Annotated in this window: 19 protein-coding genes; 15 read left to right on the forward strand and 4 right to left on the reverse strand. The window is 43.2% G+C overall.

Annotation, left to right across the window (positions count from 1 at the left end):
- Window positions 1–97 precede the first annotated feature (97 nt).
- Window positions 98–1,684, forward strand: a complete 1,587-nt coding sequence (locus H0266_RS00270) for an amidohydrolase family protein (protein WP_181470397.1) — start codon at window positions 98–100, stop codon at window positions 1,682–1,684.
- Window positions 1,685–1,768: 84 nt separating this feature from the next.
- On the opposite strand, the gene H0266_RS00275 is transcribed toward H0266_RS00270, so the two are convergent.
- Window positions 1,769–2,572, reverse strand: a complete 804-nt coding sequence (locus H0266_RS00275) for an NAD kinase (RefSeq protein ID WP_343063166.1) — start codon at window positions 2,570–2,572, stop codon at window positions 1,769–1,771.
- Between the two features lie 226 nt (window positions 2,573–2,798).
- Here H0266_RS00275 and H0266_RS00280 point away from each other — a divergent pair, with 226 nt between their 5' ends.
- The 4 genes from H0266_RS00280 (at window position 2,799) to H0266_RS00295 (ending at window position 7,004) form a co-directional block, all read left to right on the forward strand.
- Window positions 2,799–3,785 carry a class I SAM-dependent methyltransferase gene (locus tag H0266_RS00280; protein WP_181470399.1) on the forward strand — a complete coding sequence of 329 codons (987 nt, stop codon included), beginning with the start codon at window positions 2,799–2,801 and terminating at the stop codon, window positions 3,783–3,785.
- A gap of 128 nt (window positions 3,786–3,913) precedes the next feature.
- A complete protein-coding gene (locus H0266_RS00285) occupies window positions 3,914–5,104 on the forward strand; it encodes an acetate kinase (protein ID WP_181470400.1) in 1,191 nt (396 codons plus the stop codon).
- Between the two features lie 558 nt (window positions 5,105–5,662).
- Window positions 5,663–6,511: an EcsC family protein gene (locus tag H0266_RS00290; RefSeq protein WP_181470401.1), complete on the forward strand. Its 849-nt coding sequence runs from the start codon at window positions 5,663–5,665 to the stop codon at window positions 6,509–6,511.
- Window positions 6,492–7,004: a MogA/MoaB family molybdenum cofactor biosynthesis protein gene (locus H0266_RS00295; protein WP_181470402.1), complete on the forward strand. Its 513-nt coding sequence runs from the start codon at window positions 6,492–6,494 to the stop codon at window positions 7,002–7,004. Before H0266_RS00290 ends, H0266_RS00295 begins: the two co-directional genes overlap by 20 nt.
- A gap of 30 nt (window positions 7,005–7,034) precedes the next feature.
- On the opposite strand, the gene H0266_RS00300 is transcribed toward H0266_RS00295, so the two are convergent.
- A complete protein-coding gene (locus H0266_RS00300; protein ID WP_181470403.1) occupies window positions 7,035–7,487 on the reverse strand; it encodes a universal stress protein in 453 nt (150 codons plus the stop codon).
- Window positions 7,488–7,601: 114 nt separating this feature from the next.
- On the opposite strand from H0266_RS00300, the gene H0266_RS19550 reads away from it, so the two are divergent.
- Window positions 7,602–7,730 (forward strand): hypothetical protein, encoded by a 129-nt coding sequence (locus H0266_RS19550; protein WP_281374188.1) that lies wholly within the window; start codon window positions 7,602–7,604, stop codon window positions 7,728–7,730.
- Between the two features lie 51 nt (window positions 7,731–7,781).
- Here H0266_RS19550 and H0266_RS00305 read toward each other — a convergent pair whose 3' ends face one another.
- Complete coding sequence (locus H0266_RS00305; RefSeq protein ID WP_246363568.1) at window positions 7,782–9,101, reverse strand: purine-cytosine permease family protein; 1,320 nt, start codon at window positions 9,099–9,101, stop codon at window positions 7,782–7,784.
- 101 nt (window positions 9,102–9,202) lie between these two features.
- On the opposite strand from H0266_RS00305, the gene H0266_RS00310 reads away from it, so the two are divergent.
- From H0266_RS00310 to H0266_RS00350, 9 genes are all read left to right on the forward strand, one after another.
- Entirely contained in the window at window positions 9,203–9,967 is a 765-nt protein-coding gene (locus H0266_RS00310; protein ID WP_181470405.1) for an SDR family oxidoreductase, read from the forward strand.
- Between the two features lie 128 nt (window positions 9,968–10,095).
- Window positions 10,096–11,214 (forward strand): alanine dehydrogenase, encoded by a 1,119-nt coding sequence (ald, locus tag H0266_RS00315; RefSeq protein WP_181470406.1) that lies wholly within the window; start codon window positions 10,096–10,098, stop codon window positions 11,212–11,214.
- A 282-nt stretch (window positions 11,215–11,496) separates the two neighbouring features.
- Complete coding sequence (locus tag H0266_RS00320; RefSeq protein ID WP_181470407.1) at window positions 11,497–12,006, forward strand: DUF4178 domain-containing protein; 510 nt, start codon at window positions 11,497–11,499, stop codon at window positions 12,004–12,006.
- A 15-nt stretch (window positions 12,007–12,021) separates the two neighbouring features.
- Window positions 12,022–12,693, forward strand: a complete 672-nt coding sequence (locus tag H0266_RS00325; RefSeq protein WP_181470408.1) for a PspA/IM30 family protein — start codon at window positions 12,022–12,024, stop codon at window positions 12,691–12,693.
- An 88-nt stretch (window positions 12,694–12,781) separates the two neighbouring features.
- Window positions 12,782–13,456, forward strand: coding sequence for a DUF4247 domain-containing protein (locus H0266_RS00330; RefSeq protein WP_181470409.1), 675 nt, complete (start codon window positions 12,782–12,784; stop codon window positions 13,454–13,456).
- 15 nt (window positions 13,457–13,471) lie between these two features.
- On the forward strand, window positions 13,472–13,867 hold the full coding sequence (locus H0266_RS00335; protein ID WP_181470410.1) for a DUF350 domain-containing protein: 396 nt from the start codon (window positions 13,472–13,474) through the stop codon (window positions 13,865–13,867).
- Window positions 13,868–13,963: 96 nt separating this feature from the next.
- Complete coding sequence (locus tag H0266_RS00340; RefSeq protein ID WP_181471671.1) at window positions 13,964–15,514, forward strand: polyamine aminopropyltransferase; 1,551 nt, start codon at window positions 13,964–13,966, stop codon at window positions 15,512–15,514.
- 35 nt (window positions 15,515–15,549) lie between these two features.
- Window positions 15,550–16,230 carry a metal-dependent hydrolase gene (locus tag H0266_RS00345; protein WP_181470411.1) on the forward strand — a complete coding sequence of 227 codons (681 nt, stop codon included), beginning with the start codon at window positions 15,550–15,552 and terminating at the stop codon, window positions 16,228–16,230.
- Window positions 16,231–16,387: 157 nt separating this feature from the next.
- Entirely contained in the window at window positions 16,388–17,701 is a 1,314-nt protein-coding gene (locus H0266_RS00350) for a DRTGG domain-containing protein (RefSeq protein ID WP_181470412.1), read from the forward strand.
- A 59-nt stretch (window positions 17,702–17,760) separates the two neighbouring features.
- Here H0266_RS00350 and H0266_RS00355 read toward each other — a convergent pair whose 3' ends face one another.
- On the reverse strand, window positions 17,761–18,060 hold the full coding sequence (locus tag H0266_RS00355; RefSeq protein ID WP_181470413.1) for a YtpI family protein: 300 nt from the start codon (window positions 18,058–18,060) through the stop codon (window positions 17,761–17,763).
- Window positions 18,061–18,159 lie beyond the last annotated feature (99 nt).

Consider the following 18,159-nt stretch of genomic DNA (forward strand, 5'->3'; position numbering starts at 1 on the left):
TGGGACGGTTTTTTTAGAATTTTCGATTACTTATGGTTTCTATTTGAAGCACGATTATGGTATATGTAGTACTAAACCATAGAGAGGATGGGTCGATGTGAAGCTGTGGTACGGTGGTAAAATTTATACAATGAAACACGAAGGGGATTGGGTAGAGGCTGTTGTCACGAAGGATGGGAGGATTGTAGCAATAGGCGAGACTCATGAACTTTACCAAACCTATAAAAAAGAAATAGAGGAAGAGCATGATTTAAAAGGAGCGGTCATGTACCCGGGATTCACAGATAGTCACCTCCATATTATTGGACATGGCGAGCGCTTGATGCGATTGGATCTTTCCTTTATGAAGTCCGCTGAAGAAGTGAAACAAGCACTCAGGCAGCATGCTGAACAACTTTCTCCTGGTGAGTGGATCATTGGAGATGGATGGAATGAGAACCAATGGGAGGAAAAGCGGATCATACATAAAGGCGAGCTTGATGACATTTCCTCTGATCACCCTATGATGTTGACGAGAGTTTGCCGCCATGCCCTGTTGGCGAATTCAAAAGCCATTGAGATGGCGGGAATCACGACAGATACTCCTGATCCACAAGGAGGAGTCATCGTCCGTGATGAGGCTGGAGAAACGACGGGTTATTTCCATGATCAGGGACAAGAATTGATTAAGAAGGCGATGCCGGAAGTGACGCCAGAATACCTTAGGAAAGCGACTGAACTGGCCGTCAAGGACATGCATACATATGGACTTGTCGGGGGCCATAGTGAAGATTTAAATTATTATGGTGGTTTCAAAAAGACGTATGATGCATTTACTGATGTCATTAATGAGCATGACCATCCGTTTCGTGCACACCTTCTCGTTCATCACGGCGTCATAGAGGATGTCGATCAAGAAGGATTAGGATATAAAAAAGGGACACGTTATGTTGAATTAGGAGCGCTCAAGATCTTTAGTGACGGCGCTCTAGGTGGTAGGACAGCGTGGCTTTCTGAAGATTATTCGGATGACCCTGGAAATAGCGGAGTAGCCATTCACACTAAAGAGGAACTCGCATCATTGATTTTCGAGGCGAGAAAACGTCAAATGCCTGTCGCTGTCCATGCCATCGGGGATGCTGCCATAGAAGCTGTTGCTGATGAACTTGAAAGACAACCACTGAAGACAGGCGAGCGTGATCGGATTATTCATGCTCAAATTCTTCGACCTGAATTAATTGAAAAACTCAAAGGTTTGAGCGTCGTTCTAGATCTTCAGCCAACCTTTGTTGCATCCGATTTCCCGTGGGTATTGGACCGGATCGGAAATGTAAGGCTGAAAAGTTCCTACTCTTGGAAGACGCTTCTAGATGCAGGCATAATGTGTGCGGGAAGCTCTGATGCACCAATTGAGGAGATCAACCCACTGTTAGGAATTCGCGCAGCCGTCGATCGCCGGGCAACCTATGATCATGAAGTGTATCAGACTGAGGAGCGGCTGTCTGTTCATGAAGCGATCGCCCTTTATACTACGGGCAGTGCACAAGCAATAGCTCGAGAAGATGTTCAAGGGAAGATCCAGGTGGGGTTCGTAGCAGACTTTACGGTGCTTGACCGCGATCTATTTGCTTTGAAATCACATGAATTGGCCGACGCGAACGTCATGATGACGGTGGTGGATGATCAAATCGTGTATCAAAGGTAGTAAGGGAGCGGCAACGTTCACAATAAAAACGTCCAGGGAAAGCCACCCCTGGACGTTTTTTTAGTTATACAACTAGCTGATTACTTACAAGAATGTACGTTTTACGCGGTCCCAATACGTGTTGTGTTTCATTTTTACTGTTTTGATGACATCATCGCTCAGTTTGATGGTCACATCACGGATGTTACGGATCGAGAAGGCTTCATTATCCATTCCGATGACAGGATGGTCATTCCCATCTTGGCGAACATCAAGTTTTAACGTGCGCTCTCCGCTCAAAATGAAGGATGAACCTAAGGTGCGGTATCGGTTGTTATTCAAAGAGGCAAGTTCACTGACTTGGAAGCAAGGTAATTTTGGATCGACCACAGCTCCGTTTACTGATTTGTTATAGGCGGTACTTCCGGTCGGTGTAGCGATCACGAGCCCATCTCCTCGGAACGTTTCAAAGTGAAGGTCATCAATATGCACATCCACAACAATCGATTTAATTAATGTGGAGCGGACGCTACATTCATTAAGACACTGATAGGTGGACTCACCATTGACGGTCGCTTCAATGACAGGAAAGCGTCGAACTTCGACCTCTGCGTTTTTCATCGCGGCGATCATTTCATCATGATCATCAATATCAAAGTCACAATACAAGCCCGCTTCGTTATGGCTGCGGATTCCTACATAAAGACAATCCTGTCGGAAGCCTGTTTTTCTAACGGCTTGAAGGAAAGTGCCATCGCCTCCAATTGCGATGATGATATTCGCTTCTTTGGATTCATTAACTACGTTGAAATCATTGTCGCTTGCCAGTTGAAAGAGAGGAGTCAGTTTCTCATCGAGTTCATGACTCGGGTGATAATAGAAAAATAAGTTTCTGCGTTGATCGGACACAATAAATCCTCCTTTATGTAGTGGATGTTGCCATTTTATCATTTTCCTGTTGAAACCGCACTCAATATTCACAAAAGTCCGTCAACAGCGTCTTTGTTGAATCCTGCTGTATATTTCGATATGGTTGAAATAGTGATAATCGAAGATCAGAAGACCTTAGGCGCATGTTGTTTCGTAACAGATGCGCCCATTTCTTTTGAAATACACCTGCTGAAGGAGAATAACGATGAAGCAACAACAAGTCGAACAATTATTCCAATGGATTGATGATACCGCCACAACGGTATCTGAAGATATGAACATCACATATCTAGAAGCGATTGCAGAGACGCTCGACGTATTATTCAACGGTCAACCTTTCAAAGATATGAGCAAGCCTCTCCAAACTCAATTGAACAATGAGTTGGCTAAAATATCGAAAGATCAATTCGAAAAGGAAGAAGTACGTAAAGCCGTCCAATTGACTATATTAAAAGGCATGAAGGGAGCCACACAACAACAGCATCTGATTACCCCTGATTCCGTAGCGATGTTTATGGGCTACATTGCCTCTAAATTATTCGAAGGTGAGGAAGGTTTGAAACTGTTTGATTTAGCGGCTGGATCGGGTAACTTATTAACATCCGTCATGAATCAGCTCGATATGCCCGTGACCGCCTACGCAAGTGAAGTCGATCCTACGTTAATCCAACTTGCTGTTACAAATGCGAATCTTCAAAAGAATCAAATCGAATTCTTTCACCAAGACAGCTTACGACCATTTCTAATGGAACCGGTTGATTTTGTTTTAGGAGATTTACCAGTTGGGTATTATCCGGATGATGTTCAGGCCTCCAAGTATGAATTGAAAGCGGAGGAAGATCATTCTTATTCTCATCACCTATTTATCGAACAAGGATTGAACTACACGAAGGACGGAGGCTACCTGATGTTCGTCGTTCCGAACTTCTTATTTGATAGTGACCAGTCCAAACAGTTGAATGCTTACCTTCGCGAACATGCTCATATTGTCGGCATGCTGCAATTATCTGATTCATTATTCAAAGATGAAAAACATGGTAAGAGTATCTTGATCTTACAAAAGAAAGGGAAACAGACGAAGCCACCGAAGCAGGCGTTATTAGTCAAACTTCCGTCTTTCAAAAACCCTGAGGCCATGTCCGATATCCTAGCTCAGATGAATCAATGGTTCGATCAGTATAAGACGCAGTAATTGTGTGAAAATAGAGAATATAAGAAGTAAACGTTATCATGTTCTTTCCGCCTTGAAATCGAAGAGAACGGGTGATTAAATAGTAGTGGTAGTAATATTCGAACCTAATTTTAAGGGGATGAGCAACGTTGAGTAATAAAATTCTTGCTATAAATGCCGGTAGTTCATCGCTGAAATTTCAGCTGATTGAAATGCCTGAAGAAACAGTTGTTACAAAAGGTCTAGTAGAACGAATTGGACTAGACGATGCAGTCTTCACAATTGAATTTAATGATGAGAAAGATAAAACCGTTACAGATATTCCAGAGCACGGTGTAGCTGTTACCATGTTGTTGGACAAGCTTACTGCAAATGGAATCATTGAATCCTTGGATGAAATCAACGGTGTCGGTCACCGTGTTGTTCATGGCGGAGAGCGTTTCAGTGAATCCGTATTGATTACAGATGAAGTCATCCGTGAAATCGAAGATGTATCTGACCTGGCACCTTTGCATAATCCGGCTAACTTGACTGGAATTAATGCATTCCGCGAAGTGCTTCCGAATATCCCACACGTCGCAGTGTTTGATACGGCGTTCCACCAATCCATGCCAGAACAATCATACTTGTACAGCCTTCCTTATGAGTACTACAAGGAATATGGTATTCGTAAATATGGCTTCCATGGTACTTCCCACAAGTATGTATCTGAGCGTGCCGCTGAGATGTTAGGCCGCCCCGTTGAACAGTTACGCTTGCTTTCTTGCCACCTTGGTAATGGAGCGAGTATCGCAGCAATAGAAGGTGGAAAATCCATTGATACGTCTATGGGATTCACACCACTTGCTGGAGTAACAATGGGTACCCGTTCAGGTAACATCGACCCTGCTTTGATTCCATTCATCATGGAGAAAACAGGTAAAACGGCAAATGAAGTTATGAACGTACTGAATAAAGAGAGTGGTATGCTCGCACTTTCTGGTTTCTCAAGCGACCTTCGTGATATCGAAGATGCAGCAGAGCAAGGCGATGAGCGTGCGGAATTGGCACTAGAAGTATTCGCTGCAAGAATCCACAAGTATATCGGTTCATATGCATCTCGTATGCACGGAATCGATGGCATCATCTTCACGGCAGGTGTAGGCGAGAACAGTACTTCTATTCGTGAACGTGTACTGAAAGGTCTTGAGTTCATGGGTGTCTACTGGGATCCTTCATTGAACCAGGTTCGTGGAAAAGAAGCATTCGTAAACTACCCGCACTCACCAGTTAAAGTCATGATCATTCCGACGAATGAGGAAGTCATGATTGCGCGTGATACAGTAGAAAAAGGTCTATAAGTCGTCACCATCCCCCTATTATTTTATAGGGGGATTTTTTTATTTCTGCCATAATAATGGTTCAAGAATCGGTCAGGGGTCGTCACCTAATTAGTAGTAGGGGGGTGGTTTTGAAACAACTCGCTTTCCTGCGGGGGAGCCGCCTAGCCTCCTCGGTCGTTGACACTCCCTGTGGGGTCTCGCTGTTTCAAAACCATCCCTATCAACATATAGCGGAACGAACCGTCTACATGAACAATGCGCTAGCTAGCAAAATACCCGCACATACTGTTTATTTGAGGTGATCCAACTCATCTGATGTTTCCGTTCCCCTCATAAAAGCAAGTGAGTCATTTCCCGGACCTTCTGACACTACTCTAGGCAACGGAAATCACCAAACTATCTGAAAATTGAGTCTTCAAGATATGGGGGGTAATCTGAAACAAGATCATATTTCCTGGGTGGAGATAAAATCCAATATTGTAAAAATTCACAGCGCTAAATTTCTAGATACTTGCTCTTTTGAATAAGGTAGAGATACAATAAAAGTAAGAAATTCGGTGTAGGAGGGTCTTGAATATGTCACAAGAACGTGTCGCGCACGATGTGAAAAAATGGCTGGATCAATACAAAACTTACGAACCGAACGATTTTGAAATGATGTATGACGATTGGATTACACAAAACTTTGAACAGATCGATCCTGGTATGAAGGAGAAATTTTTCTCTAAATTGGACGATTGGTTCTTTCATACCCATGCCTTCTTGCAAGGGAGTTCATTCCAAAACGATGCGAGGGAACGTATCCTGACCGTCGGGCGTGCGATCTCTAGTGATATCAATAAAATTGAGGACATGAAGCATGAGTTGACGATTGATCAACTGACATACATAGCCGAACAACATAAAGCGAGAGGTCGTCTCTATTCGTTCACGCAAGGTGGATTAACAGGAACTGGCGGATGGTTGTTATTAGGCATTGATTTCCCGTTAATGATGATTATGAATATTAGGTCTGTTCAACTCATCGGGTTAACATTTGGTCACGAAATGAACCATCCCTATGAAATGATGATTTCATTGAAGGTTTTTCATGCTGCGACGTTGCCGAAACGAATGCAAGCAAGAGCCTGGCGAGAGTTGATGGATGAATTGGATAATCAAGAGCATCCCTTTATCTACGAAGGTAATGATCAACTGACGAATGAGAGGTGGCTTGATCAGCCAATTAAACAGGGGCTGAAGTCACTATTCATTCTTATGTTCCGTAAAAAGATATTTCAGGGGCTTCCCTTCATTAGCATAGCGATAGGCGCTTATTCAAATTACCATTTAACGAAGCGGGTCACCGACTTTGCTTTACGATTCTATCAATATCGTCATTTACAGTTGGAGAGGAGTAGGTCTGATGTCGGTTCAGGAACATAAAAAAGAAGCGCCTGACCATGTTCGGTGCATGGTTCTTACCATCAGCGATACGCGCACAGTGGAATCGGATAAGAGCGGCCGATTCATGATGGAAGAACTTCAACAAAAGGGACATGAAGTAGTCAAATATGAGATTGTTAAAGATGAGAAGGCGTCGATTATGAGTCATTTAGAGGAGGGCGTATCTGACCCAGCTATTGATGTCGTTTTGACTAATGGAGGCACGGGGATAGCGAAGCGTGATATTACGATAGAAGCAGTCCAGTCTATCATCGATAAAGAAATTCCGGGATTCGGTGAATTGTTCCGAATGTTAAGCTATACGGAAGATATCGGTTCTGCTGCTTTGTTATCACGAGCCATCGCAGGAACGAAAGGGACAACAGCCATTTTCGCTACGCCTGGGTCTAGTGGCGCGGTACGATTAGCTATGGAGAAGTTGATCTCTCCAGAGATGACGCATGTAGTGAGAGAACTAAGGAAAGATGCATGAAAAAAGCGCCGGAGAGCGGCGCTTTTTTCTTTATTCGTTTTCTTCATCCGCACGTACAACCAGGACATCACAAGTAGCATATCTCGTAATATGTTCGGATACACTGCCAATGAAAAAGCGCTCCATCGTGCTCAGACCCGTGGCTCCACAGATGATTAAATCTGCTTGATGTTTAGGTGCCACATCTTTTGCGATTTTCACTTTAGGGGATCCATACTCGATGTCAATGACGACATTTTTAATACCCGCCTCTGTCGCCTTTGTCTGATAATCATTCAGCAAGTCCGTTGCATATTTCTCAGCTCGAATGGCGAGTGAACGATCATAGGCTTCAACCGTTGCGAAAGCCCTCGTATCGACGACGTGGGATAAGATCAGCTTTGCCTCATTTCGGTTTGCGATATCAATGGCCTTATTAAAAGCCACCTCAGCAGTTTCAGATCCATCCACAGCGACAACGATATCTTTGTACTCAAAAGTCATCGTGAATTCCCCCTTCCCTTTATACTGCTATTATATCACGGTCACCATCGGTTCGTTTATAAGAAAAAAGAATAATTCAAACTATTTTGTGAAAAGTAAGGTGGGGGTGATGAAATGGATAAGAAGAAAAAACCAGTTAACCCGATGGAAAAAGAAGCGCAGCAAGAACTTGAATTGATGAGTGCTCTTAACGAAAGCTATCAATCAGGGGTAAAGGCCTCAGAAGAGAATAAGAAGTCATAAAAGAAGATCCCATCGACTTGGTTGTTGATGGGATCTTTCATGCAGGAGGAATTAATCGCCCCACGTTTTGTTTTTCATGACGATTGGATACGTTATGAATATGACCAGGAATGTAAGGAATCCCGGAGACCATTCATCTGGTAAAGAAAAGTAAACGACACCGCCTACTATAATGTAAATCATAGCCCACGGATTAATGCTCGAGGTTTTGGTAAGTTGAGAAAGAGCTCGGTCATTTAAATAAAGCCGCTTCACAATTAAATAATCACTCGTTATGACAGCTGAAATAGGAATGATCAAGCCGCCGAGCATGGAAATATAGGACTCAGCTTCCGTGACGAGTTCTGGAAATCCGCTCAATAGTACGCCGACGCCCCCGAATAATACGGCACTCTGAACGCGTGACAGACGACTGAAGGTGTTCAATAAGCTATAGCCACCTGTGTAGGCGTTACTGATATTAATCGAGACCATGGACACGATCGCAGTCAGCGTGATGATGCTGATGAAGATCGGGGACTGCGTTTGGTTACTAGAAGATACATAAGGGTTGATGTCTTGGAATAAATACGCTGACGCACACCCTATAAAGGCCGTAATGAAAAAACCGATTCCATTACCGACAAGCAAACCCCAGAACCCGTGAGAAGGGGTTTTCGCGTATCGCGTCATATCCGCAGAGGCACTGACTCCAGAAACATATTGTACGAAAGCTAAACTAGAAAAGAAGAAGAAACTGGGCCAGGAAATCTCTATAGGCGCAGGTGAGAGCGTCAGCCATGAACCTATTCCCTCATTTGTAGTAAAGTATAGGTACAGCATGGTCCCTTCACCAAGTAGAAGCAACGGAAGAAAATAGGTCGTCGCTTTTTTTACAGCATCAAAACCGATGATGGCAATGACGACCATTAAAATCGATAAAGGTATAGAGAAGAGCAAAAAAGGGAGTTCCCTTCCTGAAATTCTAAGAATGAGCTGCTGAATGACATATGTACCACCGATTGTTTGTACACTGAACCAATAGAGGGAAGTTATGCTCCTGATCGGAGAGGATAAGTAGCGTGTTCCTTGGACACCGAGCATGGTGCGGATGGAATATTGAGCTGGAATGCCGAGCCGTGCGCCTGGTAGCGATAAATATGAGACGCATAAAAAGCCTAGCAAGGCACCTATACATGTAGATATGACACCAGCCCAAAAGGATAAGCCCCCTTCTAATACAGCTAGAGCAGGAACTAAGAAGTTTCCGGCATTCGCAGCAATCGCAATTTGAATGATGGCGAAACGGTACCAAGGAGTGTTCTGTTGTTCTTTTGGAACCGATTCTAACCCGATTGTTTCAATCATGGTTTTACGAGAGGTTGCTCTCATGAGGTTGCACGTCCTTTCTGCCGCATTCATTGTACAGAAGGGAGCGGTACTTGTAAACAAAATGATACAGGCTTACATATAGGAAGATTGAAAGAGGAGGAATGGATATGAGACATGCAATTATAACAGCAGGTACAAAAGGTTTAGGGAAAAATGTGACGGAGAACTTCTTGAAAAAGGGGGTTTCTGTCACGGTCACGTACAGGACGGATAAAAATAAAGCATTGGAGCTCTTGCGTGACTTTCCTGAACATCAAGAATCCATTCAACTGATTCAAGCGGATGTGACAAAGAAGGAAGACTTAATTCGGATTGTAACAGAAGCCTACGAGCGTTTCGGTCGTATTGATTATTTAGTGAACAACGCAGGCCCCTACATCTTCGAGAGAAAAAAATTGATGGATTATTCGACCGAAGAATGGGATGCTATGGTTAGAGGAAACCTAGACGCTGTCTTTCATTTATTGAAACTGACGGTGCCCTATATGAGAAATCAAAAATTCGGGCGGATCATCAACTATGGATTTCAAGGAGCGGGGGAGGCCTCTGGTTGGATTTATCGTTCTGCCTTTGCAGCCGCAAAGGTAGGGTTGGTTTCGCTAACGAAGACCATCGCTTATGAGGAAGCCGAACACGGGATTACCTCGAACATGATTTGTCCGGGTAAGATCCTTGGTGATTGGAAAGAAGCAACGATAGCAGAAGGTCGATCCACACATGATGAAGAGACGCCTATAGGACGGCCGGGCACGGGGGAAGACATTGCGCGTACGATTGATTTTCTCTGCCATGAAGACTCGGATATGATTACGGGAACAATCTATGAAGTGACGGGTGGATTGGATGTCATCCATCGGCATTTATAGGGTCATAAATCGGCAAAAAAACAGTTGTATTTCCTGTCGATTTTGTTACAATGAAAAGGCTTTCGTGCACTTGGTGTGAACGGTAAGCTCTGGGAATGATAGAGAATGGAATGGGAGGTAGAATAGCCGTGAAAATTGGAATACCAAGAGAGATAAAAAACAATGAAAATCGTGTGGCTATGACACCCGCGGGAGTGGTAACGTTAACGAATGCGGGACATGAAGTATTTGTTGAAGCAGCAGCAGGTCTCGGGTCTAGTTTTACAGATGAACAATATACGGAAGCAGGGGCGACGATTGTATCCACAGCAAAAGAAGCGTGGAGCAAAGAAATGGTCATGAAGGTAAAAGAGCCGCTTCCAGAAGAGTTCGATTATTTCTATGAAGGACTTATATTATTTACTTACTTACATTTAGCACCAGAGCCAGATTTAACGAAAGCTCTTGTGGACAATAAAGTCGTAGCGATCGCCTATGAAACGGTCCAGGCATCTAATGGTTCCCTTCCTTTGCTTACACCTATGAGTGAAGTGGCCGGTCGTATGGCTTCTCAAATCGGAGCTCAATTCCTTGAGAAATCCCATGGTGGGAAGGGGATCTTGCTAGGTGGTATTCCTGGTGTGCGTCGAGGACGTGTAACCGTAATTGGTGGGGGAGTAGTTGGAACCAATGCTGCCAAAATCGCTATGGGACTTGGTGCCGATGTAACAATCATCGATCTAAGTCCAGAGCGTTTGCGTCAATTAGATGATATTTTTGGTTCCGACATTAACACACTTATGTCGAACCCTTTAAATATTCAAGAAGCCTTACAGGAGTCTGACTTAGTGATCGGAGCCGTTCTCATTCCAGGAGCCAAAGCGCCGAAACTGGTTAATGAAGACGTTGTGAAGTCCATGAAAGAAGGATCGGTTATTGTCGATGTGGCTATTGATCAGGGTGGTATCTTCGAGACGACTGATAGAATTACGACGCATGATAACCCAACCTATGAAAAACATGGAGTGCTTCATTACGCGGTAGCGAACATGCCGGGTGCGGTTCCACGTACATCCACAATCGGGCTTACGAACGTTACGGTGCCTTATGCTTTACAGTTAGCTAACAAAGGATATGTAAAAGCATGTCAGGATAATGAAGCGTTGCTTAAAGGAATGAACACGCTAGAAGGGTATGTTACATACCAGGCGGTAGCAGAAGGGCAAGGCTTAGAGTATGCAGATGCAAGAAGTTTAATCAATAAATAATGGAACAAGCCAGCGGGTTTTTGCCTTGCTGGCTTTTTTCAATATGAACATTCATGCCCCCACTTCTTTGGTTGCTAACGGAGGATGATTTGGAGGAGTTTTCCTGTGAACGGTGGTTTGTTCTAGCCTGTGATGGGAATCTTTTTCATTTTAAGAAAAGGTAGGTTATCATGGAACCTGTTCGATTTGTTATAATAAGAATAAATAAAAAAATGAAACCATTGCCTTGGTTGAACCGTACATAGAGGTACACGAGGTCAAAGTTGAAGGAGAGGTGAGCACTTGGGATTCTTTTCAAAGCTTTTTTCTAACAAAAAAGAGACCCCCGAAGTGAAAGAACGAACCGTACTAAACATTGAAATTGGAGATATCATCACATACGATCTTGTGGATTATGAAGTGGTAGGTAAAATCACATACCGGGATGGTTCTTACAAGTGGTATAGTTATCAATTGCTAGAGGGAAACTCTACAAAATGGTTAGCCGCTGAAATGGATGACGAATTAGAGCTAGGGATGTATGAGACCGTCAAGTTGCCTGTGTCTACACCATTTCCGAAGCAACTGGAATATGATGGTGTCACCTACTTCAAAGATGAAGAGGGTGAGGCGCAAGTGACAGGAGAAGGTCGTAGTGAAAACATCAACGGCCGCTCGACTCGATATGCGGATTACATCTCTGAAGATGAGGAAACGTACTTGAGCCTAGAGTCCTGGGGAAGTGAGGTCGAAGTCAGTTACGGTTACGACATCGAGTCCTATGAGATCAAAATTATTGCAGGTTCAAAATAACAAGGAGGCATTTACATGTTTAAATTTTTCAAACGAGTAAAGACAGTAGTCGGTTCAGAATTAAATACGATGTTAGATAAAGCGGAAGACCCGGTGAAAATGCTGGATCAGTTCATGCGTGATATGGAGAGCGATATTCGTGAAGCGGAAGCTGCAGTAGCGAAACAGATTGCTAATGAGAAAATGTTGAAGCGTAAGTACGATGACTCTCAAGCATTAGTGGATAAGCGTATGAAGCAGGCTGAAAAAGCCATCGAAGCAGGGAATGAAGATTTAGCGCGCCGCGCACTAGAAGATAAGAAAAATCAACAAGATCAAGCGGATCAATTCAAAGCATCTTTAGAGCGTGCTCAAGAAGATTCCAACAACCTACGTTCAAAACTGGATGATATGAAGAAAGAGTATCAAGAAATGAAGCTTAAGAAAGATTCCTTGAAAGCTCGTGCTGAATCCGCGAAGACGCGTACGAAGATGAACCGCACGATGTCTAGTATCGGCGGTGACGAATCCCGTCAAGGCTTCGAGCGTATGGAAGAGAAAGTCCTGCGTTATGAAGCAGAAGCGGAAACGAGTGAAGATATGTCATCTGAAAGCCGCTCGTTGGATGATGAGTTCGATGCCATGGATGATAAGGACAGCGTGGATAATGAACTAGCGGAACTTAAGAAGAAAATGAATAAAGAATAACAGTCTTGTATCCGAGTGAATAAGAATGAGAACGTGCCTAACGGACATTCGTTAGGCACGCCTATTTTTGGAGGAAGGAGGATCTAACATGAAAGATTTTGCAGGGATCATTGTCGTAGGCATCATTGCAGTCGTATTGCTTTTTAATGTGTTTGGTGATGGTGGAAGCCCGCTTAGAGGAATGACAGGGTCTAATACAGAAGATACATACAATGAACTGCCTAGTGAACCTAGTCGCTCAGAGATATTGGATACGATAAGGAATGCGGGAGCGAATGACATAGAGAATCTGATTCAGCAGTCGTTTCCTTTATTGGATACGGTACAGACCAACCAAGGAATATCAAAAATCTATATGACAAAAGAGCTGACTTTACCTGAAGTGGCTGATGAATTGTCGGGTCAGATTCAACCACAAGAAATCAGTGAACGTCAAAGCGATAAGCAAGTACTGGTTTATCCCGATAACTTTGTCATCATTCAAGAAAGTAACTCTGAACCAGGCCTCATAACGATTGAATTGGCAAGTGATCAGTTTGTGAAGAACAACTACTCTCCGAGCTTTTTTGATGGATTACTCGCTTACTATATTTTGGATGAAGTATTAGATGTGGACGACTGGTTCAAGAAGCGGAAGAACCGTTGCCGGCAAACAGGAGACTGTTATGGTGGATATGGGATGTACGGCGGATTGAACTCTGGAGGGTCTGGTTCATTCAGAGGATCTAGCAACAGAGGTGGCGGACCAGGAACAGGAAAATAAAGGAGGCTATTTATAATGGGACCGTTCTTAGCAACATTGGGTTATTTTGTGATCGCTATTGTAATTGTACTTATCGGATTAGCTATTTTCGAATTTTTGACGAGGCAGTATAAAGACTGGGATGAAGTCAAAAATGGTAATCAGGCGATTGCCATGTCGATCTCAGGTAAGATTATAGGAATTTGCATCGTGTTATCCTTTGCCATTTATCATAGTTTTACGGTTTGGGATACATTGATTTGGGGAGCTTACGGTATGGTGTTACAAATGATTGCGTATTTATTATTTGAATTATTCACCCGGAAGTTCTCGGTCGAAACGAAATTGAAAGAAAACAATACGGCTGTAGGAATCATTTCTATGGGAGTCTCCATAGGGTTGGCCTTTGTAATCGGAGCATCGATTACATAATCTAAAGATGAAAATAGATGTTGAAAGCCACTATGAAGTTGACCATAGTGGCTTTTGATTACGAAAAAAGTATTACCGGAATTGGGAGTGAAAACAGTGGAGGCAAGGGGAATTAGGCAGAGTCACTTTATTTATTGGGCATCAGGCATTGTTTCCATATGTGGGATTATCTTTGAAGTTTTGTTCGGCGCGTTAGGTTCATACATACTAGGTGACGGAGTGAAACAATACACGCTTACGATCAGTCTGTTCTTGACGGGGATGGGAGTAGGAGCAAGCTTAAGTGAACGTGTCATGAAGCAGTTGATCATTGCATTCGTCTGGATTGAATTCATGGTTGCGCTTATTGGGGGATTCTCCAGTTTTGCCATGTTCGGTATGACGGCTTTCGCACCAGCCGGATCAGATGCACTATTTCTTTATTTAGTCACATTCACGATCGGAGCATTAACGGGTTTAGAACTTCCTATACTCATTAGAAAAGCGAATGAAATCGGCGTCGAATTGAACCGGAGTACGGCGCGAGTCTTATTTTCTGATTATGCAGGAGGATTGATCGGGGGCCTATTGTTCGCCTTCTACCTGCGCCCGCAAATGGGGATGGTCAAAAGTGCGTTTTTTGTAGGTTGCATCAATTTAGCTGTAGCCATCATTGTCCTGTACTTATTCCGTTCCGAAATCAAACGGATGAAGGTTCATCTTACAGCAGCTACCGTCATTGCTGCTCTCTTAATTGCCGGATTATTCTTCGGGGAAGAAATGGCTTTTTCTTTTGAACAAAAATTGTATAAAGATCCAATCATTCATATGGAAGAAAGTAAGTATCAGAAAATCGTCTTGACGAAAGAACAAGGAGATACACGCCTATTCCTCAATGGTTCTTTACAATTCAGTTCAACAGATGAGCATCGATATCATGAAACACTCGTTCACCCACCTATGGCTTATGCAGACGCTCACGAGCAAGTGCTAGTCTTAGGCGGAGGGGATGGCATAGCAGCAAAAGAACTGCTGGACTATAAGGACATCAGAGAGATTACGTTAGTTGATTTGGATCCCGCAGTCACAGAGTTAGCACGGAAAAATTACCACTTGTTAGAGCTTAACCATGGAAGTCTTGACGATGAACGAGTGACGGTGAAGAATCAAGATGCCTTTACGTTTTTGGAAGAGTCGGATCAATTCTATGATGTCATTATCATTGACTTGCCTGATCCGAATAATGAAAGCTTGAATAAGCTCTATACAAGAGAATTCTACTCATTAGTGAGAAATCATTTATCACCGGGTGGTGCTGCGATGATTCAGGCGACCTCCCCCGTGTTCGCAACAGAAGTCTATTGGACGATTAATGAGACTGTGAAGGCGACTGGAATGTTCACAGAGAATTTCCATGTAGACATTCCGAGTTTCGGAAATTGGGGGTTCATCATGGCTAGTCGTAACCCCATTAACGTAGAAGATTTGAAAATCCAAGAAGATACCACTTATTTATCCGAGGACGTACTACCTGCATTGACAGTGTTTGGGAAAGATGAAGATGGGGAAATCATAACGAGTGAAGGTGAGAGTATTCGATTAAAGCCCAATACTCTCATAGATCCCCACTTGATCCAAAAGTATGAACAAGCCTGGAGACACTATTAAGTGAGGATAATCAATGATCTTAAGGAGTGGTATCAGTGAAAGTGTCATATCATGGACATTCAGTTGTAAAAGTTGAATCGAACGGAAAGACGATTCTATTTGACCCGTTTATTTCGGAAAATGGAAATACGGATTTAAATGCAGACCAAGTCGAGGCAGACGTCATTTTACTAACGCACGGACATAACGATCATGTGGGAGACACGTTGGAGATTGCTAAGCGTAGTGATGTACAAATAGTAGCGCCGTTCGAGCTGGCTACTTATCTAGGAAACCAAGGATTGAACGCCCACCCGATGTATATTGGTGGTGGACATGAGTTTGACTTTGGTCATGTGAAATTCACACAAGCCTTTCATGGTTCTTCGTACACAGAAGAGGACGGCACCATCGTTTACACGGGCATGCCAACTGGCATCCTTCTGACCATTGAGGGGAAAACGATTTTCCATGCTGGCGATACAGGCTTATTTTCTGATATGAAGATGATCGGTGAACGAAATGACATTGACCTCGCTTTCCTGCCGATTGGAGATAACTTTACGATGGGACCAGAAGATGCGCTTGTAGCTGCCGAGTGGCTTCAGGCGAAACAGGTCGTTCCGGTTCACTATAACACCTTCGATTTAATCAATCAGGATGGTGAAGCATTCGCTTCGAAAGTGACTCCTGGAAAAGGGACTGTATTACAGCCGGGAGATTCAATAGACCTATAATATTCACCAAACACCCCTTCACCGGACAATCGGTGAAGGGGTGTTTTGCTGACTTCTCCTTACTTTTTTCAACGGTAATTGCGGTGTAACTGTATCAACTGTATAATAACAAATATAGGTGGTTGGATTAGTACAGTTAGAAAGAATGGTGAATCGAATGGCTACGAAACATGAACAGATACTTCAACATATAGAATCTTTAGAGGTTGGAAGCAAAATCTCGGTCCGCGGGATTGCGAAAGCCTTGAATGTCAGTGAAGGAACCGCTTATCGTGCCATTAAAGAGGCGGAAAACCAAGACCTCGTCAGCACAATGGAACGTGTAGGGACCATTCGGATTGAGAAGAAGAAAAAAGAGAACATCGAACGGTTGACGTTCGCTGAGATTTTGAATGTGGTGGATGGACAGGTGCTTGGAGGTCGAGAAGGGCTATACAAAACGTTGAGCAAGTTCGTCATCGGCGCGATGAAGTTAGAGGCGATGATGCGCTATACGGAAGCGGGTTCTTTGCTCATTGTCGGAAACCGTACAAATGCTCATGAGCTAGCCGTGAAAGAGGGAGCTGCCGTCTTAATTACGGGTGGATTTGATACGACAGATTCGGTCAAGCAATTGGCGGATCAAAAGAAATTGCCGGTCATCTCCACGAGTTACGATACCTTTACGGTCGCTACCATGATCAACCGTGCGATTTACGATCAATTGATCAAGAAGGAAATTGTCATGGTCGATGATATTTATACATCCTTTAAAGACTCTAAATATTTAAAGACGACCGATACGGTCCAACAGTGGTACGATTACAATGCGGAAACGAAACACAATCGTTACCCAGTTGTCGATTCGAATAATCGAGTGGTTGGGATTGTCACCTCAAAAGATGTCATCACAAACGATGTAACGGTACGTATTGATAAAGTGATGACAAGAAACCCGATGACGGTTAACACAACCACGTCACTTGCCAACGCGGCACATATGATGGTTTGGGAAGGCATTGAACTTATGCCTGTCGTAGATCAATCTCAGCACCTTCAAGGAATCATTTCAAGACAAGATGTATTGAAAGCGCTCCAACATATTCAGAGGCAACCGCAAGTCGGAGAAACAATCGACGACTTAGCCACCAATCAGTTAGAGATTATCGAAACGACAGGGAAATCACAGCGATTAAGGTCCAGGGTGACGCCGCAGATGACGAATCAACTCGGGACGATGTCGTATGGAGTCTTCATTTCCCTTATTACAGAAGCATCCAGCAGTCTATTGCGTAAGCATAAAAAAGGGGATTTAGTTGTTGAGAACATCTCTGTCTATTTCATCAAACCCGTTCAACTAGAGAGTGAAATAGAAATTCTGCCACAGATTCTAGAAGTTGGACGCAAGTTTGCAAAAGTAGATGTTGAAGTCCACTTTGAAGGAACGATTGTAGGGAAAGCTTTACTCATGGCGCAACTCATTGATCGCTAGAGAGCGAACCATTCTTATCTAAATAAAAAAAGATCGCTGCCTTTTTAGCAGCGATCTTTTTACGTTGTTGATGTTTCTTGCTTTCGGTATTCGTTTCGGTAGTGCTTCGTAGCTTTCCAACCCGTTTGAGCTTGATAGGCTCCTAAAATGAGAAAGACGATGCCTATAATAAGAGAAAGTTTTGTTTGGTAAAAGAGATATTGGTTTATTCCCCAAAAGAAAATGAAACCACCAAGAAAGATTTTCGCTTTGCTGTTCAAATAAACCTGTGTTAACGAATCTTTTGCTCGAGTAATCATTACTTTGTAGTAAATATATAAAACAAAAGAGAGTAAAATAAGAATCGGAAAAATAATCACGATGAATCGACTCCTGCATGTTTGGATTTTCTCTACTATTGTAGCTTGTTTTCATTCATATGGCTACCTGTTAGATAAAAATCTATGGTTTAATGAGGG

It is taken from the genome of Halobacillus locisalis (assembly GCF_013694105.1).
GTDB lineage: Bacteria > Bacillota > Bacilli > Bacillales > Halobacillaceae > Halobacillus > Halobacillus locisalis.